Here is a 21,751-nt window from a genome sequence, read left to right as displayed (position 1 = left end):
CATATGTTTAAAGGGAAAACAGTAGTTGTTACGGGTGGAGCCAATGGAATCGGCAAAGCAGCAGCTTTTGCATTTGCGGAAAAAGGAGCATTTACGGCAATCATTGATGTAAATGAACAAGCAGGCCAGGCAGCGGTTCAAGAATGGAAAAGCTCAGGCCTTGAGGCTGCTTTTTATGCTGCAGACGTTGGAGACATTGAAAAAATAGAGAATGTATTTTCTGATATTGTCAAAAAAAGAGGTACTATTGATATATTAATTAATAATGCAGGCGTTTCTTCTTTTGGCTCCATCTGGGACATAAATAAACGAGACTGGGACAAAATTATGACCACTAACGCCGCAAGTGTGCTTTTTTGTTCTCGGGAAGCTGCTAAACATATGAAAAAGGGCAGTGCAATTGTGAATATGTGCTCAACCCGGCACAGCATGTCAGAACCTGACACTGAGCTGTATGCGGCATCAAAAGGAGCGGTTTATTCGTTAACACATACGCTCGCTATGACATTCAGCGGCAAAGGAATACGTGTAAACAGTATTAGTCCAGGGTGGATCGAGACGGGAGATTATGCAAAGCTTCGTCCAGAAGATCATGCCCAGCATCCATCCGGGCGTGTCGGGAAACCGCAGGATGTTGCAAAAGCCTGCTTGTATCTTGCGGATCCGGACAACACGTTTGTAAACGGAGAAAACCTTGTGATTGACGGCGGCATGACGCGTAAGATGATTTACTTTCCTTGACTTTTTTGTTTTTTCAGCTGTTCTTTTGTATAAAGCTTCAACGCTGAAACAATCTGGTCTTTTAAAGCATCACTTCCATCGCTTTGGATACCATATTCAAAGACACTGCCAGCTCTTCGTTTTCGAATAAGCTGCCCGGTAAAATGAATGAATGTTCCAGAAAGTGAAAAAGAAAGGATAACAATCAGGCCGTTTTTTAATTCAATGTCTGTTTTAGAAGAGGCTTTTAGCCCGTTCGGACTAATATCGAGAATATAAGCATCAAACACCTGAACCTTTTCTTTTTTGCCAGCGGAATACTGATACACCTCGCCTGAAGCAGAAATGGCTTCAGGGAAAACATAACGAAAAGCTTCTTGTCTTTTATAATACATGATAAAATCTCCTTGCTTTTACTATATTTGTCTATTTTATAAAATGAAAGCAGGAAGAGCAATATGAGAAGGCGCGATCGTTGAGGGAAAATAAGTTTAATGCTATTCTCTATGAAGAAAACGTATGAAGGAGAGACCGATTAATGTCTAATAAAACATTTACAGTAACAGCAGATACAGGTATTCATGCACGTCCTGCTACACTTCTTGTGCAAACAGCGAGCAAATATGCAAGCGATGTAAACCTTGCGTTTAACAGCAAAACTGTGAACTTGAAATCAATTATGGGTGTAATGTCTCTTGGCATTGGAAAAGGTGCCGAAATTACAATCACAGCCGAGGGCAATGACGAGACAGAGGCAATTGAAGCAATTGAAAACTTGTTGAAAAGCGAAGGTCTTGCGAACTGATGGCGGCGATATTAAAAGGAATTGGAGCATCTGACGGAATTGCCTTTGCGAAAGCGTACCGCTTAATGGAACCTGACTTAACTGTTGAAAAGCGTGATGTGGCTGATACGGGAGCTGAAGCGGAGCGTTTCCGCGCTGCTTTAAAAAAATCAGAAGCAGAGCTTGAAGCAATTAAAGAAAAAGCACGTATCGACCTGGGAGACGACAAAGCGGCTATTTTTGAAGCCCATTTGCTCGTATTAAACGATCCAGAATTAACCGGGCCCATTGAGGAGAAAATCAAGTCGGATTCTGTTAATGCAGAATTCGCGCTGCAAGAAACAGCGACGATGTTTGTCGGCATGTTTGAAGCAATGGACAATGAGTATATGAAAGAGCGTGCGGCAGATATTAAAGATGTAACAAAACGTGTGCTGGCTGCGCTTCTTGGGGCAGAGCTTCCGGCGCCGGCGCTGATTGCCGAAGAAGTTGTAGTCGTTGCAGAAGACTTAACTCCATCCATGACAGCACAATTAAACCGTGAGTTTGTAAAAGGATTTACAACTGATATTGGCGGCCGTACATCTCACTCTGCCATCATGGCACGTTCGCTTGAAATTCCGGCGGTTGTTGGAACAAAAAATGCAACGGCAGATATTCAAAACGGCGACCTGATTATTATTGACGGCCTTCAGGGAGAAGTGCACATTAATCCAACTGAAGAAATCGCAGCAGAATATAAAAAACGTGCTGAAGCATTTGCCAAGCAAAAAGCAGAATGGGCAAAGCTTGTAAACGAGCAGACTGTAACCGCTGACGGTCACCATGTTGAACTGGCAGCTAACATAGGAACGCCTGCAGATCTTGATGGCGTAAAATCAAACGGCGGAGAAGGCGTTGGCCTGTATCGGACCGAGTTTTTATACATGGGCCGTGACAATCTGCCGACAGAGGAAGAACAGTTTGAATCTTATAAAGCTGTTTTAGAAGGAATGGAAGGCAAACCGGTTGTTGTCCGTACACTGGATATCGGCGGTGACAAAGAGCTTCCATACCTGGATCTTCCGCATGAAATGAACCCGTTCCTTGGCTTCCGTGCAATCCGTCTTTGCCTGGAACAACAGGATATTTTCCGCACGCAGCTTCGTGCATTGCTTCGCGCCAGTGTTTATGGAAACCTAAAAATCATGTTCCCAATGATTGCAACTGTAAACGAATTCCGCCAGGCGAAAGCGGTTCTATCGGAAGAACGCGCGAAATTGGAAGCGGAAGGTATTAAGGTAGCGGAAGAAATTGAATTGGGCATCATGGTGGAAATTCCATCAACAGCTGTTATCGCTGACCTGTTTGCAAAAGAAGTGGACTTCTTCTCAATCGGGACAAACGATTTAATTCAGTACACAATGGCGGCAGACCGCATGAACGAACGGGTTTCTTATTTATACCAGCCGTATAATCCTTCTATTTTGCGCCTTGTTAAAATGGTCATTGAAGCCGCACACAAAGAAGGCAAATGGGCCGGTATGTGCGGTGAGATGGCAGGCGACGAAACGGCTATTCCGCTGCTGCTCGGCTTAGGTCTTGACGAATTCTCAATGAGTGCGACTTCTATTTTAAAAGCACGTGCACAGCTGAAGAACTTGTCCAAATCAGATATGGAATCATTGGCAGCCAAAGCGGTAGAAATGTCTACAGCAGAAGAAGTTGTCGAACTTGTTAACTCGATTGAAAAAAATTAATAAAAAAAGGTGTAAAAAAAGAAAAAGCGGGAATGATAGTAGCGTAACCAGTTTTTCATTCTCCATTTCTCTCACTTTTGCCCGGGCGAACGCTGCCCGGGATTTTTTTGTTTAAAAAAGCGGCTTCTCAAAAGAAGCCGCTTTATGCTGGTTATAATGTTTTTAAAAACTGTTCAATTCGTGATAATCCTTCTGTAATTTCCTCCACGCTGCAGGCATACGACAGGCGGAACCAGCCTTCACCAGCCCGGGAAAAAGCACTGCCCGGCACAACGGCTACTTTATACTCTTTTGCCAGTGTTAAACAAAAATCAAAAGAGGAGCCGGAATAAGCTGCTGGTATTTTCACAAAAAAGTAAAACGCGCCATCAGGCTTTACAGTATGCAGCCCAAGGCTCCCCAGTGTTTTAAACGTTAAATCGCGGCGTTTTTTGTACTCATCCCTCATAGGCAGAGCATCGTCTATTCCGTCTGTCAGAGCGGCAATCGCCGCTTTCTGTGAAATAGAGGCAGCGCATGATACATTATACTGATGAACTTTGAGGATATGCTGCACAATCGCTTTTGGTGCGAATAAAAAACCAATTCGCCAGCCGGTCATGGCATGTGATTTCGATAATCCATTCACTACAATGGTCTGGTCTTTTAAAAAAGAAGCAATCGAAATATGCGGATGTTCGTAAACAATCTCACTGTAGATTTCATCTGCGAGAATGAATAAATTATGCTTTTTTGCAAGGGCTGCAATTTCCTGTAGTTCAGCTGCAGTTAAACTCACGCCCGTCGGGTTAGACGGGTAAGGCAGGACCATCAATTTTGTTTTATCATTGATCTGCTGTTCAATAAGAGCGGCCGTCAGGCGGAAGTCGTTTGCGGCTGTATCCACCATAACTGGTTTTGCTCCGCACAAATGAATAATCGGTTCATAGCCAGGGTAAACCGGTCCGGGAATAATCACTTCATCGCCCTGCTCCAGAATAGCCCGAAGAGCAATATCAATAGCCTGGCTGGCTCCAACGGTCACAATTACCTCGCTCTCAGAATGATATTCGACTGCGTATTTTGTTTTATAAAAGCGGACAGCTGCGTCTCGCAGCTCGGGAAGCCCCGCATTTGGTGTATAAACGGTTTCATTGTGATTGATTGCTTCAATTCCTGCTGTTTTGATATGCTCCGGTGTCGGGAAATCCGGCTGGCCGATTGTTAAAGAAATCATGTCCTGCTGTGTGCCGACTAAATTAAAAAACTTGCGGATACCCGAAATTTCAATTTCTTTTACACGAGTATTTAATTGATGTTCCATTTGTAAACCACCTTTTTTTATTCTATTGTTATTATAATGTAAATTTTTTAGATGAATATTAAAGAATTATAAACTTTTCAAGCATCGACAATTTTTTATTTCGTGATATAGTAAAATAAAAAAGCAAGGGGACTAATGGCTTATGACAAATGATTATGGAATTTTACTTGAATCTGGAACAAATGAACTCGAAGTGGTAGAATTTGAAGTAAAAGGAAATAAATATGGCATTAATGTTATGAAAGTGAAGGAAATTATACAGCCGATGCCGATTATCTTCATTCCGCATGCACATCCAAACATCGAAGGAATTATCCAGCTGCGCGGTGAAGTGCTGCCGGTTATCGACATGGCAAAAGTATTGGGAATGCAGCCGGCTGAAAATCAATCTACAGATAAATACATTGTAACGGAATTTAACCAGCAAAAGGTTGTTTTTCATGTTCAAAACGTCACTCGTATTCACCGGATTTCATGGAATGATATTGAAAAACCGTCTGAAATGTATCAGGGCGGCAACAATCAAATTATCGGTGTTATTAAAATTAACGGTACGATGATTTTACTGATTGATTTTGAAAAAATTGTTGTCGATATTAATCCGCATTCAGGTATTCATGTTGACCAAATTAAAAGCCTGGGAGAACGCCAGCGTTCAGAAAAGCAAATTATTGTAGCTGAAGACTCCCCGCTGCTTCGTAAGCTTTTACACGACACGCTGCGGGAAGCTGGCTATGAACGGGTTGAGTTTTTTGAAAACGGGCAGCTTGCCTATGACTTTTTAGAATCAACACTTGACGAAGAGAACACATTCGAAAAAGTGCAGCTTCTCGTAACAGATATTGAAATGCCAAAAATGGACGGCCACCATTTAACAAAACGAGTGAAAGATCATCCGATACTGAAACAGCTTCCTGTTATTATCTTTTCTTCTCTTATTACGGATGAGCTCCGCCATAAAGGAACAGGAGTGGGAGCGGACGCACAGGTGAGCAAGCCGGAGATTGCCCGCCTTATTCAATATATTGACGAGCTGGCCCTATAAATCAGAAAAGGACGCTTCCCTGGCGGCTGCGTCCTTTTTATTAATATGATTGGCCAAGTGGCTTGAAAACAGGCTTTGTATACTTTTTTTGCCCTGGCGGTTTATGCTTGGAGTGTTCTTCTTTCATTCCTGTGTACGATTCGAGGATATGTTTTGCTTTTGAAAGCCCCATCGAGCAGCGGGGATTTCGTGTTTGATCACTCAGCCGGCCAAGATGGGGCAGTGAATTAAAGTCTTCTTTGCAGGGCGGCATATGAAAAGTATAGTTGCCGCATGAAACTAGCACATCGGACTGCTGGCGGCTGTTTTTCGGATTCCGGGAAAAGTGAAGGCCCTTTTTCTCTGCTTTGCCTTCTTTGATCATTTTTAAGAGGGCGCATTTTTTCAGCGAGTACAAATACTTTGGATTAGTGGCCGTCTTCGCATGACGGTTAACTGTAAAGATCGCTTTGGCGAGGGTATCATCTGATGAAGATTGGGTGAAGGGTTCAGATTTACTGCTCAAGATAGTGACTCCTTTCGTGCTCATTTTTTCTTATTATATACTGTTTAAGCCCGATATGGAAGCATTCACCGTGGTTTGCATGGTATATTGTAAGGGGAAAATGAATAAAAAACGAAAGCAGGAACAGCGATGAAACAAAGCAAAACAGCGATTATTGACATTGGATCAAACACAGTGCGCCTTGTCTTATATAAAGAATATGGATCAGCGATAGAAGAATTCCGCAATGTAAAAGCGCCGCTCAGACTGCGCCGCTTTTTGGATGCGGAAAGTGAGATGAATGAGGAAGGAATTCAGCTTCTTCTAGAAGCTCTGAGAAATTTTAAAGAAGTGCTCGATTACTACGAAGTTACAGAAGTGGAATGCACAGCGACCGCTGCGGTGCGCCAGGCAGCAAACCGGAATGTCATTATTGAAAGAGTGAAAAAAGAAACCGGTTTTCAAATTCGTTTGCTATCGGGTGAAGAAGAAGCTTTCTATGGGCTGTCAGCTGTATTGAAAACCATGCCGGCCGATCGGGGATTAACTATTGATATTGGCGGCGGCAGCACGGAAATCACTTTGTTTGAAAACAGAGAACTAAAGCATTCTTTCAGCTTTCCGTTCGGTGTTGTGTCGCTTAAGGAACAATTTATAACAGAAGACCGGATGAAGCCAAAAGAACAAAAGAAAATGGCTGAATATATTCAAGCAGAACTTAAAAAGTTTGACTGGCTGGAAGAGGCACCGGAAGGCGTTATTGCAGCAATTGGCGGAAGCGCCCGGAACCTGGCGAATGTCCAGCAGTTAAAAGAGAATTACCCGCCGCTCGGTGTTCATGGCTATGAACTGACGATCGAGGCGCTTGACGAGCTCCGAGCAGAACTTTCACCGCTTTCTTATTCAGAACTTGAAAAAGTAGATGGACTGTCAAATGAACGTGCTGACTTGATATTGCCGGCTATTGAGGTATTTTACCAGCTTGCCATACATACAAAAGCGAAAGGGCTTCTCGTCAGCTCGCGAGGGCTTCGCGACGGCATTATGCTGGAGCGGACAAAAAGCGGTGCCTGGAAAACAGCTGAAGACGTAAAGCGAAACGGCATAAAGCGGCTTTTGACGGTTTATGGCCACGATGCAAAGCACCATTATCAAATGATGAAACTGACAGGAAATATGCTGAGAGGCTTCGAGCGGGAAGGCATTATGGAAGTAACGGGCAAAGAACGCTTTATCATCGAGCAGTCGGCCGCTTTGTTTTATCTTGGCGAATATATTTCCTCAAGTTCAAAAAGCCGCCATACGTTTTATTTACTTATCAACTCTTTATTCGATGGATTTACTCATCGGGAGAAGGCTTATATTTCCCTAACAGCTTCTTTTACAAACAATTCAACTTTAAAACAGTATTTGGAACAATTTGATGGCTGGTTTTCAAAAGACGAAATTCAAAAAATGCGTGAATACGGTTCGCTGTTAAAGCTGTGCTTTAGTTTAAACAGCTCAAAGCGGAGCATTGTAAGCGACCTGAATGTAAAGCGAAAAAATGATCATATTGTCATTACCGTTTACTGTGAAGGCAGTGAACTGGCTGAACGCTACCAGAGCGATAAGCAAAAACGCCACTTGGAAAAAGCTTTGCAAAAAACAGTTGAAATTGTCTTTAAACGAATTGAAATCAATTGAAACGGGGGATTCCGATGAGTGAGCGGGCCGTAATCGATTTGGCAAATCCGATGTATTACAATAACCGGGAGTTAAGCTGGCTTAACTTTAATAAACGAGTATTGGAAGAATCATCGGACTTAAATAATCCTTTACTGGAGCGGATGAAGTTTTTAGCTATTTTCAGTTCGAATTTAGATGAGTTTTTTATGGTGCGGGTGGCTGGTTTGAAAGACCAGGTAAAGGCTGGCTTTAATAAGCCTGAAAACAAAGCCGGGCTGACACCGAAGCAGCAGCTGAACCGGATCAGTATTAAGGCACATGAGCTGGTGAAAATTCAAAATCGGGTGCTACGGGAAGAAATATTGCCCTCTCTTGCAGAAGAAGGTTTTTATTTGAAAAAACCAGCTGAATTAACAAAAGAACAACGTCAGTTCCTGCTGGATTACTTTGATAATGAAGTATTTCCAGTTCTTACACCTATGGCGATTGATGCATACCGGCCCTTCCCCATGCTGCTGAACAGATCTCTTAATCTCGTTGTAATGCTCGAAAATGATGAACCGGATGCAGAAATGGACCGTGTCGCGATTGTACAGGTGCCCGGTGTGCTGGAGCGGACAATTGAAATTCCTTCAGAAAAAGACGGGGCATTCGTTTTGCTGGAAGACGTGCTTGAATACTTTATCGACCGCATTTTTCATGGTTATAAGGTGAAAAACGTTAACACGTTCCGGATTACACGAAATGCCGATATGGAAATTCATGAAGAAGGTGCCCGGGATTTACTGCTGGAAATTGAAAAAGAACTGAAGAAGCGAAAGTGGGGCGCCGCTGTTCGTCTGGAAATCAAGTCCCAGGATTTGGATCAGCATGTGCTTGATTACCTGCTGGAGGAACTTGAAATACATTGCAAAGATGTATATGAAATTGACGGGCCGATTGACTTAACTTTTTTGTTTCCGTTCACGAAAAAACTAGGCACTCTCCGTGAAGGGCTATCATATGAGACCTTTATACCCCAGCTGCCGGAAGATCTGACTTCCCGGGAAGATATTTTTGAAAAAACGCTCCAGCAGGATGTGCTTTTTTATCATCCGTATGAATCATTCGAGCCAGTGATTGATTTTATTTCACAGGCGGCAGACGACCCTACCGTATTGGCGATTAAAATGACGCTTTATCGGGTGAGCGGTGATTCTCCAATTATTGAATCGCTTAAACGGGCGGCCGAAAAAGGGAAGCAGGTAACGGTTCTTGTAGAGCTGAAAGCCCGGTTTGACGAAGAAAACAATGTGCAATGGGCCAAAGAGCTGGAAAAAGCAGGCTGCCATGTTATTTACGGGATGCATAATTTAAAGACCCACAGCAAAATTACCCTGATTGTGCGGAAGCGAGCCGGACGAATTGAACGGTTCGTCCATCTCGGCACTGGAAACTATAATGATGCAACGGCGAAGCTTTATACCGACCATGGATTAATTACTGCCAAAAAAGAATTTGGTGTAGACGCGACTAATTTTTTTAATTACTTAAGCGGCTATATGGATAAACCAAAGTATAACCACCTGGTGGTAGCACCATTTGATATTCAAGACGCTTTCATCAAACTGATAGATGAGGAAATTGAAATTCACAAAAAATATGGAAATGGCCGGATCATTGCAAAAATGAATTCGCTGACAGATAAGAGGCTTATTATGAAGCTGTATGAGGCATCCAACGCCGGAGTACAGATTGACTGCATTATCCGGGGGATTTGCTGTATGAGACCGGGAATTCCCGGGGTAAGCGACAACATCCGGGTGATCAGCATTGTCGGCCGCTTTCTTGAACATAGCCGGATCTATTACTTCCATCATAATGGTGAGCGGAAAATTTATTTATCATCTGCGGATATGATGACAAGAAACATGATCAAGCGGGTCGAAATTTTGTTTCCAATTTTAGAGGAAGCACTGAAAGAAAGGCTGGATAATTTTCTTCATTTGCAATTAGCTGACAATGCGAAAGCCCGTTACCAGGATAACGAAGGGAATTACCATTATGTTAAACATGGACCGGAAGATACCTATATTGACTGTCAGCTTGAATCATTAAAAGCTGCTTACCGCGTTCGTGAAGATGAGGAATAACAAAAATCCGCAAAAATCATTTGCGGATTTTTTTATGCTATAATTAATGAGTGAATAATCATTCATAAAGAAAGGGGAGAAGAAATTTGAAAACCAAAACGGTCATTATCACGGGCGGCTCAAGCGGCATGGGAAAGTATATGGCAAAGCGTTTTTATCAGGAAGGATCAAACGTATTGATTTCAGGACGCAGTGAAGAAAAGCTGGCAGCAGCGAAAAAAGAAATAGCAGAGGGAGCCAGCCGTTTTTTAACGATGGAAATGGATGTAAGAGAACCTGATCAAGCTGTAAAGCTGGTCGACAAAGCGAAACAGGCTTTTCAATCAGTGGATATTTTAATTAACAATGCAGCGGGGAACTTTCTTTGCCCTGCTGAAAAATTAACGCCAAATGGATGGAAGGCAGTTATTGACATCGTTTTAAACGGTACTTTCTATTGTTCCCATGCCGCGGCAAACTACTGGATCGAACAAGGGACAAAAGGTTCAATTATCAATATGGCCGCAACATATGCATGGAATGCAGGAGCCGGGGTTGCCCATTCAGCCGCAGCAAAAGCTGGCGTGCTGTCCCTGACCAGAACACTCGCCGTAGAGTGGGGGCGCCGATATGGCATACGGGTGAATGCTATTGCACCGGGCCCAATTGAACGGACGGGAGGAGCGGAAAAGCTATGGGAATCAGAGGAAGCAGCAATGAGGACAATAAACAGTGTCCCTCTTCAAAGGCTGGGAACTCCTGAAGAAGTTGCAGGTCTTGCGTATTATTTGGCATCTGATGAAGCGGAATATATAAATGGTGAGTGCATTGCAATTGACGGAGGACAGTGGCTGAATCGCTTTCCTTTTTAAAAACAGCGGCATTCGCTGTTTTTTTGTTATCGCTTTCTTTTTTTTATTGACATCATGTATATACAAGTATTAAACTAGCGTTAAGATGTATATACAAGTTTAGGAGGGAAGCTGAAATGGGAGCGTATTCAAAACAAGCCTCGCAGATTGTAGAAGCAGTCGGCGGCAAAGAAAATATTCAAGCGGCTACACATTGTGTAACACGTCTTCGTTTTGCTTTAAAAGATGAAAGCCTGGTGGATGAAAAAAAGCTTGAACAAATTGACGTAGTAAAAGGGTCTTTTTCTGCTAATGGGCAGTATCAGGTTGTCATCGGGCAGGGCACAGTAAATAAAGTGTACCAGGACCTCGTAGAAGAAACGGGAATTGGAGAAGCATCAAAAGATGATGTGAAGAAAGCATCTGAATCAAATTTAAACCCTCTGCAGCGTGCAATTAAAACACTTGCTGATATTTTTATACCCATTTTGCCCGCTATTGTAACAGCCGGTTTATTGCTTGGATTGAATAATATATTAACGGGCCAGGGAATCTTTTTTGAGGAGTCATTGATTGAACGGTATCCACAGTGGGCAGACATTGCGAACGTTATCAACTTAATCGCAAATACGGCTTTTACCTTTTTGCCGGCATTGATCGGATGGTCAGCGGTAAAAAGGTTTGGCGGCAGTCCGCTGCTTGGAATTGTCCTCGGTCTTATTCTGGTTCATCCTGATTTGTTAAACGCCTGGTCGTATGGTGAAGCTGAAAAAGCAGGAGAAATTCCAACCTGGAACATCCTCGGGCTCACAGTTGAAAAAATAGGCTATCAGGGGCAGGTGCTGCCGGTCCTGTTTGCTTCTTATGTGCTGGCGAAAATTGAAGTCTTTTTAACAAAGCGGGTTCCGGAAGGCATTCAGCTGCTGGTTGTTGCGCCGGTTGCTCTTCTTGTCACAGGGTTTGCCGCGTTTATCTTAATCGGTCCGGTTATGTTTGCGGTTGGAAATGTGATTACAGATGCCGTTATTTATATTTTTGACACGGTTCCTGTCCTTGGAGGATTGATTTATGGAGGCCTGTACAGCCTGCTTGTTATTACCGGAATGCATCATACATTTTTGGCGGTTGACTTGCAGCTTGTCGGTTCATCCCTCGGAGGCACGTTCTTGTGGCCGATGCTCGCGCTGTCTAATATTGCGCAGGGGGCTGCTGCTTTAACAATCGGCTTCCTGGCGAAAGAAGAACGTCTGAAAGGACTTTCCTATACATCAGCTTTGTCGGCTTTTCTTGGTGTGACAGAGCCCGCGATGTTCGGGGTTAACCTGCGCTTCCGCTATGCTTTTGCGGCGGCTATGATAAGTTCAGCCGTTGCCGGCATGTTTATTTCTATCAACGGTGTATTGGCCAGCACAATCGGGGTAGGCGGCATTCCAGGCTTTCTTGTTATCAGTAAAGGAATGACCTCCTTTTTAATAGGGATGATCATTGTTCTTGTGCTGCCGGTCATCTTAACGTTCGTTTTTTCGAAATTTGCGAAACAAAAATAAAGGGCGTCTTTTTGCCCTTTTTTTCTATTAGGAGGCATTAATTATGAATGAACAATGGTGGAAGAAAAGTGTGGTTTATCAAATTTATCCAAAAAGCTTTAATGATACGACCGGAAATGGAGTGGGGGACATACCGGGCATTATTGAAAAGCTTGATTATCTAAAAGAGCTCGGAGTTGACGTCCTGTGGCTGACACCTATTTATGAGTCTCCCCAAAAAGACAATGGATACGATATTAGTGATTATTACCGCATCAATCCGGACTACGGCACGATGAAGGATGTAGAAGAGCTTTTGTCGGAGGCGCATGGCCGTGGCATAAAGATTGTAATGGACCTGGTTGTCAACCACACGTCAACAGAGCATGAGTGGTTCAAACAGTCAAGAAACCCGGATTCTCCATATCGTAATTATTATATTTGGAGAGATGGAGTAAGTGGAGGGCCCCCGAATAACTGGAAGTCCAAATTCGGCGGTTCAGCCTGGGAATATGACGAGCAAAGCGGCCAGTACTACCTGCACCTGTTTGACCGTACACAGGCAGACTTGAATTGGGAAAATGAAAAAATGCGGAAAGAATTATACGAAATGATGCATTTTTGGCTCCAAAAAGGCATTGACGGATTTCGTCTGGATGTAATCAACTTAATTTCAAAAAATCAGGCGTTTCCGGATGACTTTGAAGGGGATGGGCGGCGTTTTTATACAGATGGACCTCATATTCATGAATTTTTGCAGGAGATGAATAATGAAGTGTTTTCTAAGTACGAGGAATTGCTGACCGTTGGAGAAATGTCTTCAACTACAATTGAGCACTGTATTCGTTATTCGCATCCCAACTCGCATGAACTGGCAATGACGTTTAACTTCCACCATTTAAAAGCAGACTATCCAAATGGCGAGAAATGGACGGACACGTCTTTTGATTTTCTCTGGCTGAAAGATGTAATGTCAACCTGGCAGATGGAAATGGATAAAGGCGGCGGCTGGAATGCATTGTTCTGGTGTAATCACGACCAGCCCCGCATTGTAAGCCGTTATGGCAATGATAAGGAATACCGGGTAAAGTCAGCAAAGATGCTTGCAAATGTCATTCACTTTATGAAAGGGACTCCTTATATTTACCAGGGTGAAGAACTTGGCATGACAAATCCGAATTTTGAGCGGATTGAAGAGTATCGCGATGTGGAATCCCTGAACATATATAAAGAATTAGTAGCTCGTGGTGTGCCTGAACAAAAGGTTTTGGCTATTTTAAAACAGAAATCCCGTGATAACAGCCGGACGCCTGTTCAGTGGAATAACGGTCCCAATGCAGGATTTACTGCAGGCAGTCCCTGGATTGGCGTTGCGGCAAATTATCATGAAATCAACGCGGAAGCGGTACAAAACGAAACAGATTCTGTTTTTAAGCATTACCAAAAACTAATTCAGCTGCGAAAACAGGAAGCTGCCCTGCGTGAAGGAAGCTTTCGTCTTCTTTTGAAAGATGATCCCGCTTTATTTGTTTACGTTCGTGAGTACAAAGGGGAAATATGGCTGGCCGCTAATAATTTTTACGAAGAAAAAGCAGCCTTTACAGTGCCCCAGGAATTTAAGTCGATGAAATCGGAGCTTATCTTGTCCAATGAACCAGATGCTCCTCGAACATTGTCAGACTGGACGCTGACAGCTTATGAAAGTACTGTATACCGCCTGTCTAACTAGTTTATTTTATGTTATAGTAGAAGAATGACAGCATGCAGGTGAACAAATATGAAAAAAAACAAATATAAGTATATCTATGAGGAACTTGCTCAGCAAATGAAAGAAGGCACATTTCAGCCGGGCGAGCTTATACCATCAGAGCATGAGCTGGCAGGAAAGTACGAGACATCAAGAGAGACAATTCGTAAAGCGCTGACGCTTCTTTCGCAAAATGGCTATATTCAAAAGCTGCGCGGCAAAGGTTCAGTAGTGCTTGATACAAACCGGGCCAGCTTTCCTATTTCAGGTCTTGTCAGTTTTAAAGAATTGGCAGACCAAATGAGCGGGACTGTTCATACAACTGTAGAAGAGTTCAGCACTATTCACCCGGAGCCGTATTTGCAGCATCAGCTGCAATGTAATGCGAAAACAGAAGTCTGGAAGGTGATCCGCACGCGCACATTTGATGGGGAGCGTGTGATTTTAGATAAGGATTATCTCCTGAAAAAACATATTCCAGCGCTGACAAAAGACATTTGCGGCCAGTCAATCTATGCTTATATTGAGCAGGAGCTCGGGCTGACCATCAGCTTCGCCAAAAAAGAAATAACAGTCGAGCCGTGTACACAGGAAGATATGAGTTTTCTTGATGCGAATGGCTTTTCACATGTGGTTGTTGTTCGCAACTATGTATATCTGGAGGATGCGAGCCTTTTCCAATATACAGAATCAAGACACCGGCCGGACAAATTTCGATTCGTCGATTTTGCCCGCCGCCACATAAAGTAGCCCGGCGCAGTTTTGTGCCGGGTTCTTTTTAATTCACAGCATAATTGCCAAAAGTCATGTATAATAATAAGCGATTTGACGGAATAGGGGGTTTATTCATGGATGCACTGGAAATTATGAGCAATCTTGATCGCATTGTCCCATATTATCAGCCGATTTTTAGCGCCGATGAACATAAAATTATTGGATACGAAGTATTAGGACGTTACATAGAAAATGGGGTGGCTCGAAGCCTCGGGCGCTTTTTCCATGATGAAGATACACCGGATGACTTTCGTCGTGAAGTAGAGGACGTTATTGTTAGAAAAGCACTTAATGCATTTACAGAAGCCAGGAAAACAGAGATGCTTTTTATTAACCGCAGGGCGGCAGGGCTTCTAGAGGATTATGGGGAGTCCTTTCTAGCCATATTAGATGAATATACGGAAAAAGGTTTGCGGCTTGAACAGGTAGTACTTGAAATATCTGAAGCTGACTATAGCAAGCCGCTCGATAATGTGCTGCGGTATTATAAAACACTCGGCATTCGGCTTGCAGTGGACCATATTGGGGAATTGGACGGCGATATTCGGCATTTTGCCGGATCATCGCCGGATATTTTAAAAATAAGCCTGCGGGCGCTGAGAAAAGATGCGAGCGATCAGTCCTACAAAAATATTGTATACTCTCTTTCCATGTTTGCTCGAAAGTTAGGGGCTTCCCTTTTATTTGAAACAGTAGAGGCAGAATACCAATTGCAATACGCCTGGAAAAATGGCGGGCGCTATTACCAGGGCTTTTATCTGGCAGAGCCTTTAGCCGGCTTTGCAGAGCCAGACGGCTTAAAAGACATGCTGAGAGAAAAATGCAGCCGGTTTATTTCCTACGAGAAAAAAGCACTTGGCAGTGTTTATTCGCTTGCTGAACAGCTGGAAACAGGACTTAGTGCAGTGATTGCTAGGTCAAAAGCAGACTCGAAAGAAAAGCTTCTTGAGGAAATTGCGCAGCAGTTTGATGAAATGTGCTTTCGCTTATATATTTGCGATGAAAATGGATTTGAATTAACCTCAAACTACTTTAAAAAAGACGGAAAATGGATTTTTCAGCCCGAGTACCTGGATAAAAACTGGAGCTGGCGCCCGTATTTTCTTGAAAACATTGTTCAAATGAACAAAAATGGCGGCGGCCTGATTTCAGATTTATATAATGACATTGAAACAGGCGAAACCATTCGGACTTTTTCTTACCCTGTCAGCGATCACGAGTACTTATTTTTCGATATACCATATGAATATTTGTATGACCAGGATGGATTGCTATATTAACGTATGAAACATGCTGGAGCTGGAAACAATGGAAGCATCCTGAAATGAAAAGGAGATGCTTTGCATGATCTGGATCATTTTGTCGGCAGCCGTCCTGGTTGGCGGTGGTCTTTGGACAGCTTCCATTATGAGGCGTTCCGGTGCTCTGGGACGGAAGGATACGGACAATTCGGGGCCGGTCAGGCACCACCCATATATGCTGAATCCGGTTGTTTGGCTGTATCTGGCGGTATTTGTCGTTTTTATAGGAATCATCATCGTTGTTTGGATAAAAGGGCGCTAGTTTGAGCGTCTTTTTTACCTTTATTCAATCGAAAAAACAGGACAAAATTATTGGATTAAACAAGGGATGTGTGGTATATTTCTTGTGCTTACTAAATGGATAACGATTAAGAGAGGGGTCGACAATATATGTCACAATTGGTTGGAATCGTGCAGCGTTTAAAGTCATTACAGGAGGGCGGTGAACAGGGAGAAGTACAACAGCGCCTGTTTGAGTTGAACGGCAAAACTCTTTGTCAGGTAAAATATTTTCCCAATAAAGACACCTTTGAACTTGAGGTATACGATAAGGATGGAAAAGGAAGCAAATATCCTTTTGATGATATTGATATGACAGCTATTGAAATTTTTGAACTTCTTCAAGAAGCAAAGCAGGAAGCACAGGAATAAGAACGGCCTGCCGGGCCGGATTGTGGGAGAAGCCGGCTCGTTTCTCTGGATTAGCATAAAGTATTTTGCTATAATAGAAGAGGAGTAAAGCGCTTACAAAAAGAAAAAGGAGAAAATCGATGATTTCCTTCGAAAATAAAGATGTCTTGCAGACAAATATAATGGATTATATTATTCCAGCAGAAAAAGTTGCTTTTGTTCAGCGGGGAAACAGTCTTGAACACGCACTGCTTGTCCTGACAAAAAGCGGCTACACGGCTATTCCGGTTTTGGACGCAAAATATCGTCTTGAAGGGCTGATCAGCATCCCGATGATTACAGAGTCTATCCTCGGATTAGAGCGCGTCGAATTTGAACGGCTTGAAGAATTAAAAGTAGAGGAAGTAATGTCAGTCGATAAACCAAGGCTGACAGTCCATGATCATTTTCGTAAAGCGCTCGGCCAGCTCATTAATCATCCTTTCCTTTGTGTAACGGATGAAGAGGGCCACTTTGAAGGAATACTGACGAGACGGGTAATTTTAAAACAGCTGAATTACTATGTTGATCAGCTAAATTAATGAAGATCCGCCACGCGGCGGGTCTTTTTTTCTTGAATTTATGAGGTGAAACATATGAAACAAACCACAACAAAACGTCCTCTAGTCCTGGCGGCTGTCATGCTGGCAATGTTCATGGGAGCAATCGAGGCAACCATCGTTGCTACCGCCATGCCGGACATTGTAGCGGACCTTGGCGGATTTTCCTTGTATAGCTGGGTATTTTCAGCTTACTTGTTAATGAATGCAGCAACTGTCCTGATTTATGGAAAGCTTTCCGATATTTTCGGGCGGCGCCCTGTATTGTTTGCCGGAATAGGCATTTTTCTAGCTGGCTCCATTCTTTGCGGGCTGGCGGGTTCCATGGAGCAAATGATTGCTTTCCGCTTTATTCAAGGAATTGGTGCGGGTGCAGTAATGCCGATTGCTACAACGATTGTCGGGGATATTTATACAAAAGAGGAACGTGGGAAGGTTCAAGGGTATCTTTCCAGTGTATGGGGTATTTCTGCTGTAACCGGTCCTGCTCTCGGGGGTCTGCTTGTTGAATATGTTTCCTGGCGGTGGGTATTTTGGATTAATGTTCCACTCGGGATTATTTCTATTTTGATGCTTCTGTTCTTTTTGCATGAAAAAGTTGAAAAGAAAAAGCCAAATATCGATTATATTGGGACACTATTGTTTTTAATCAGTATTTCAACATTTATGTATCTTTTAGTAGAAGCGGGGAAAACCGCTTATACAGTGCCTCTTCTTATAATTGGCATTGTATCACTTATCCTGTTTGCTCTTCATGAACAGCGTACGCCATCACCCATCATTCCATTTCATTTATGGAAAGTCCGGCCGATTTTAATTGCCAACCTCGTATCATTTACAACGGGAATTATACTGATTGGGATTTCAACCTTTCTGCCAACATATGTTCAGGGAGTAATGGGTAAAAACGCAACAGTGGCCGGGTTTACGCTGACAGCCATGTCGATAGGCTGGCCAATTGCCTCCTCGCTGTCCGGACGCCTTCTTCAATCAATTGGATACCGTACAACAACGTTGATTGGCGGTGCCGCTTTGCTTGCGGGCGGCTTTATGTTTACGCTTATGAAACCGGATTTGGGCCCGTGGTGGGCAGCGGCTTCGTCTTTTGTAGTCGGAATCGGTATGGGCCTTACCTCTACAGCGTTTATCGTTTCTATCCAAAACGCAGTCGGCTGGAATGAAAGAGGAGCGGCCACTGCTTCTAATATGTTTATGAGAAACATTGGAAATACAGTTGGCGCTGCACTGCTTGGGGGAGTATTGAACAGCCGGCTTTCCGCTTATTTAAAAGGCAGCGATGATGCAGGAGGGCTGACCATTAATTCTGTGAATGAACTGCTGGGCGGCCAGGCTGATTTAAACAAAACAGCGCAGTCTGTTTTAAGCGAAGCACTAACCTCTTCTTTGCATACTGTTTACATTGTAGTCTTTTTGTTTGCGGCAGCCTCATTTGTACTTCTGCTGCTTTTAAAGAAAGGAGAGTGAAAAATGTCGTTTTCAGAATTTCGATTGTTAACCGTTTTGGCTGAGGAAATGAATATGCGTAAAGCGGCCGAGAGGCTGTTTGTTTCACAGCCGGCTCTTTCGCAGCGGCTGCAGACAATTGAAAAAGAATGGGCAGTTAAAATTTTTAACCGGTCGACAAAAGGATTGTCTTTAACTCCTTCTGGTGAGCTGATTGTTGAGTATGCAAAGGAAACACTTGAGAAAAAAGAACAGCTGCTTGAAGAGCTTCAGTCGCTGGAGCCCCAGGTGCATGGTACATTGAAGATTGCATGTGCAACCATTGTTGGACAGAATTGGCTGCCAAAAGTATTGAAGTTATTTGTGGAGCGGTATCCTCATGCGAAAATTCAGTTGATCACCGGCTGGAGCAGTGAAATTGCCAAAGCTCTGTATGAAGGGGAGGTGCATGTCGGAATCATCCGGGGGACACCTGAATGGAAAGGGCGGAAAATTCATTTGTTTGAGGACCCGCTTTATCTGGTCGATAAAGAAATTCAGGATATTGAAGATGTTTTATCAACCGACAAGCCCTTCATTCAATTTAAAAGCGATTCTAACTACGATCAGGAAATACAGGAGTGGTGGCACAGCCGGTTTCAAATGGCTCCAAAGCGGTCTATCGTTGTCGATCAAATTGAGACGTGCAGGCAAATGGCTTTTAATGGTCTCGGATACGCGATTTTGCCTGCCATTACACTGGCAAATCAGGAGAATGATTTGTTTCAAATTCCTCTTCTTGACCGCGAGGGGCAGCCGATCCGCCGTGATACATGGCTTCTCGGATATGATACAGCCTTTGAACTCCGGCAAGTACAGGCTTTTGTTGAAACAGTTGAACTTTTTATGGCGGAGAACAATGAAAATCGCTTGTGAAAATGACAGTGCTTTGATAAAGTAAGAGCAGAAAAAAGAGATTTTTCAGGAGGAATACATAATTATGAAAATGATGGATGCAAACGAAATTATTGCTTTTATTGGCAACAGCAAAAAAGCAACTCCGGTCAAAGTATATGTAAATGGAGAGATAGAAGGAATAAACTTTGGCGCTTCTGCTAAAGTATTCGGTGAAGGAAAGTCAGCCGTTGTCTTTGGAGAATGGGCAGAAATCTCGGAAGCACTTGAGCAGAATAAAGATAAAATTACTGATTATGTAGTGGAAAATGACCGCCGCAATTCAGCCATTCCACTTCTTGACTTGAAAAACATCAAAGCCCGCATTGAACCGGGTGTTGTGATTCGAGACCAGGTTGAAATTGGTGATAATGCAGTTATTATGATGGGCGCTTCTATCAATATCGGTGCTGTGATCGGCGAAGGAACGATGATTGATATGAATGCAGTTCTTGGAGGCCGTGCTACAACAGGGAAGAACTGCCACGTTGGAGCAGGAGCCGTTCTTGCAGGGGTAATTGAGCCTCCTTCCGCTTCACCGGTCGTATTGGAGGATAATGTTTTAATTGGTGCCAATGCTGTTGTGTTAGAAGGCTGCCGAATTGGGGAAGGATCAGTTGTCGCTGCCGGCGCAATTGTAACGGAGGATATCCCTCCTTATTCTGTAGCGGTTGGAGCACCGGCCCGTGTAATTAAGCAAATTGATGACAAAACCAAATCAAAAACAGAAATTATGCAGGAACTCCGCAAACTGTAAAAGCGGTGAGGCAGAACGCGTGGGCAGTTGCCCGCGCGTTTTTTTCTAAAAAGGGGGAAAAGAAATGAGTCAGTTTACGGAAATCCGCCGTGATTTACATAAAATTCCTGAACTGGGGTTTCAGGAATTGAAGACACAGGCTTATTTATTAGCTTATTTGCAGTCGCTCCCACAGGAACGGATGGAAATCAAAACATGGCGTACAGGAATTCTTGTGAAAATAAACGGAACAAATCCATCAAAAACAATCGGCTGGCGTACAGATATCGATGGCCTGCCGATTGAAGAAAAAACTGGTCTTCCGTTTTCATCCACTCATGAAGGTCGAATGCATGCATGCGGCCACGATCTTCATATGAGTATTGCTCTTGGAGCAGTAACACATTTTGCTTCGAATCCAATAGACGATAGTCTTTTGTTTGTGTTCCAGCCCGCTGAAGAAGGGCCGGGAGGAGCAGAGCCAATGATGGCTTCACCGGAATTTCGTGAATGGATGCCGGATGAAATTTATGCGCTGCATATTGCTCCGGAGCATCCAGCCGGAACAATTTCCACAAAGCCAGGCCTTCTGTTTGCAAACACTTCTGAACTGTTTATTGACCTCCGCGGAAAAGGCGGCCATGCTGCTTATCCGCATGAAACAAAGGATATGGTTGTTGCTGCTTCTTATTTTGTTACCCAGCTTCAATCCGTCGTTTCGCGAAATGTTGATCCGCTTGACAGTGCGGTCGTTACGATCGGAAAGATGACAGCGGGCACAGTGCAAAACGTTATTGCTGATCATGCAAGGCTGGAGGGCACGATTCGGACACTCTCACCAGAAGCCATGGATAAGGCAAAGGAGCGAATTCAATCACTGTTACAAGGTGTCGAAGCGGCATTTGGCTGCAAAATAGAGATTGACTGTGGAAGCGGCTATTACCAGGTTTTTAATGATCCGGAAGTTACCGGTCGATTTATTCAGTTTGCTTCACAGCAGCCGGATATCCAGTTTGTTCAATCACGAGAGGCAATGACAGGGGAAGACTTTGGTTTTATGTTAAAGGAAATACCCGGCCTTATGTTCTGGCTTGGTGTCGGTTCCGAGTATGGCCTTCATCATGCAATGTTGAATCCAGACGAGAAGGCTATTGACACTGCAATTTCGTTTATTATCCGCTACTTTACTTACTTGGGCAGCCGGTAATTTGTTTTACAGGGCTTATTATTTTGCCATTGTCCCAAAACGTGGTAAACTAAAACAGTGCTTGAGTTAGTAATGGTCGTTTTAAATAATCACTTTTTGGTTAAAATGATTACAATGAGAAATTAACAT

The 21,751-nt window shown here is 43.4% G+C and carries 21 protein-coding genes; 18 read left to right on the top strand and 3 right to left on the bottom strand.

All coding sequences use genetic code 11. The annotated features are described in order from the left end of the window. Window positions 1–3: 3 nt before the first annotated feature. On the top strand, window positions 4–741 hold the full coding sequence (locus VP98_RS09865) for an SDR family oxidoreductase (protein ID WP_046175208.1): 738 nt from the start codon (window positions 4–6) through the stop codon (window positions 739–741). On the opposite strand, the gene VP98_RS09860 is transcribed toward VP98_RS09865, so the two are convergent. Beyond that, window positions 729–1,115 carry a PilZ domain-containing protein gene (locus tag VP98_RS09860; protein ID WP_046175207.1) on the bottom strand — a complete coding sequence of 129 codons (387 nt, stop codon included), beginning with the start codon at window positions 1,113–1,115 and terminating at the stop codon, window positions 729–731. The two genes, VP98_RS09865 and VP98_RS09860, sit on opposite strands and share 13 nt — an antisense overlap. 143 nt (window positions 1,116–1,258) lie before the next feature. Here VP98_RS09860 and VP98_RS09855 point away from each other — a divergent pair, with 143 nt between their 5' ends. Beyond that, complete coding sequence (locus VP98_RS09855; RefSeq protein WP_046175206.1) at window positions 1,259–1,525, top strand: phosphocarrier protein HPr; 267 nt, start codon at window positions 1,259–1,261, stop codon at window positions 1,523–1,525. Continuing rightward, window positions 1,525–3,243: a phosphoenolpyruvate--protein phosphotransferase gene (gene ptsP, locus VP98_RS09850; RefSeq protein ID WP_046175205.1), complete on the top strand. Its 1,719-nt coding sequence runs from the start codon at window positions 1,525–1,527 to the stop codon at window positions 3,241–3,243. Before VP98_RS09855 ends, ptsP begins: the two co-directional genes overlap by 1 nt. A 151-nt stretch (window positions 3,244–3,394) precedes the next feature. On the opposite strand, the gene VP98_RS09845 is transcribed toward ptsP, so the two are convergent. Then, on the bottom strand, window positions 3,395–4,546 hold the full coding sequence (locus VP98_RS09845) for an aminotransferase A (RefSeq protein WP_046175204.1): 1,152 nt from the start codon (window positions 4,544–4,546) through the stop codon (window positions 3,395–3,397). 142 nt (window positions 4,547–4,688) lie between these two features. Here VP98_RS09845 and VP98_RS09840 point away from each other — a divergent pair, with 142 nt between their 5' ends. Beyond that, on the top strand, window positions 4,689–5,591 hold the full coding sequence (locus tag VP98_RS09840; protein ID WP_046175203.1) for a chemotaxis protein: 903 nt from the start codon (window positions 4,689–4,691) through the stop codon (window positions 5,589–5,591). A 40-nt stretch (window positions 5,592–5,631) separates the two neighbouring features. On the opposite strand, the gene VP98_RS09835 is transcribed toward VP98_RS09840, so the two are convergent. Beyond that, window positions 5,632–6,096, bottom strand: coding sequence for a YkyB family protein (locus VP98_RS09835; protein WP_046175202.1), 465 nt, complete (start codon window positions 6,094–6,096; stop codon window positions 5,632–5,634). 129 nt (window positions 6,097–6,225) lie between these two features. Here VP98_RS09835 and VP98_RS09830 point away from each other — a divergent pair, with 129 nt between their 5' ends. The 14 genes from VP98_RS09830 (at window position 6,226) to VP98_RS09765 (ending at window position 21,622) form a co-directional block, all read left to right on the top strand. After that, entirely contained in the window at window positions 6,226–7,761 is a 1,536-nt protein-coding gene (locus tag VP98_RS09830; RefSeq protein ID WP_046175201.1) for a Ppx/GppA family phosphatase, read from the top strand. A 14-nt stretch (window positions 7,762–7,775) separates the two neighbouring features. Then, a complete protein-coding gene (locus tag VP98_RS09825; protein WP_046175200.1) occupies window positions 7,776–9,875 on the top strand; it encodes an RNA degradosome polyphosphate kinase in 2,100 nt (699 codons plus the stop codon). A gap of 86 nt (window positions 9,876–9,961) precedes the next feature. Next, window positions 9,962–10,726: a 2,4-dienoyl-CoA reductase gene (fadH, locus tag VP98_RS09820; protein WP_082087903.1), complete on the top strand. Its 765-nt coding sequence runs from the start codon at window positions 9,962–9,964 to the stop codon at window positions 10,724–10,726. A 116-nt stretch (window positions 10,727–10,842) separates the two neighbouring features. Further along, window positions 10,843–12,252, top strand: a complete 1,410-nt coding sequence (treP, locus tag VP98_RS09815; protein ID WP_046175199.1) for a PTS system trehalose-specific EIIBC component — start codon at window positions 10,843–10,845, stop codon at window positions 12,250–12,252. Window positions 12,253–12,295: 43 nt separating this feature from the next. Beyond that, complete coding sequence (gene treC, locus VP98_RS09810) at window positions 12,296–13,960, top strand: alpha,alpha-phosphotrehalase (RefSeq protein ID WP_046175198.1); 1,665 nt, start codon at window positions 12,296–12,298, stop codon at window positions 13,958–13,960. A gap of 48 nt (window positions 13,961–14,008) precedes the next feature. Further along, window positions 14,009–14,728, top strand: a complete 720-nt coding sequence (gene treR / locus VP98_RS09805; protein WP_046175197.1) for a trehalose operon repressor — start codon at window positions 14,009–14,011, stop codon at window positions 14,726–14,728. 98 nt (window positions 14,729–14,826) lie between these two features. Further along, a complete protein-coding gene (locus VP98_RS09800) occupies window positions 14,827–16,032 on the top strand; it encodes an EAL domain-containing protein (protein ID WP_046175196.1) in 1,206 nt (401 codons plus the stop codon). Window positions 16,033–16,096: 64 nt separating this feature from the next. Next, the gene (locus tag VP98_RS09795) at window positions 16,097–16,315 is read left to right on the top strand and encodes a hypothetical protein (protein WP_046175195.1); all 219 of its coding nucleotides are present in this window, start codon (window positions 16,097–16,099) and stop codon (window positions 16,313–16,315) included. 128 nt (window positions 16,316–16,443) lie between these two features. After that, the gene (locus tag VP98_RS09790) at window positions 16,444–16,704 is read left to right on the top strand and encodes a YkuJ family protein (protein ID WP_046175194.1); all 261 of its coding nucleotides are present in this window, start codon (window positions 16,444–16,446) and stop codon (window positions 16,702–16,704) included. A gap of 119 nt (window positions 16,705–16,823) precedes the next feature. Further along, window positions 16,824–17,264, top strand: coding sequence for a cyclic-di-AMP-binding protein CbpB (gene cbpB / locus VP98_RS09785; protein ID WP_046175193.1), 441 nt, complete (start codon window positions 16,824–16,826; stop codon window positions 17,262–17,264). A 54-nt stretch (window positions 17,265–17,318) separates the two neighbouring features. After that, a complete protein-coding gene (locus VP98_RS09780) occupies window positions 17,319–18,767 on the top strand; it encodes an MDR family MFS transporter (protein ID WP_046175192.1) in 1,449 nt (482 codons plus the stop codon). A 3-nt stretch (window positions 18,768–18,770) separates the two neighbouring features. Then, complete coding sequence (locus tag VP98_RS09775; RefSeq protein ID WP_046175191.1) at window positions 18,771–19,661, top strand: LysR family transcriptional regulator; 891 nt, start codon at window positions 18,771–18,773, stop codon at window positions 19,659–19,661. Window positions 19,662–19,725: 64 nt separating this feature from the next. Continuing rightward, window positions 19,726–20,436, top strand: a complete 711-nt coding sequence (dapD, locus tag VP98_RS09770) for a 2,3,4,5-tetrahydropyridine-2,6-dicarboxylate N-acetyltransferase (RefSeq protein ID WP_046175190.1) — start codon at window positions 19,726–19,728, stop codon at window positions 20,434–20,436. A gap of 64 nt (window positions 20,437–20,500) precedes the next feature. Next, entirely contained in the window at window positions 20,501–21,622 is a 1,122-nt protein-coding gene (locus tag VP98_RS09765; RefSeq protein WP_046175189.1) for an N-acetyldiaminopimelate deacetylase, read from the top strand. Window positions 21,623–21,751 lie beyond the last annotated feature (129 nt).

The sequence above is a fragment of the Domibacillus indicus genome (genome assembly GCF_000970685.1).
In the GTDB taxonomy this organism is placed as follows: domain Bacteria; phylum Bacillota; class Bacilli; order Bacillales; family Domibacillaceae; genus Domibacillus; species Domibacillus indicus.
This window is presented reverse-complemented; position numbering and strand designations above follow the sequence as displayed.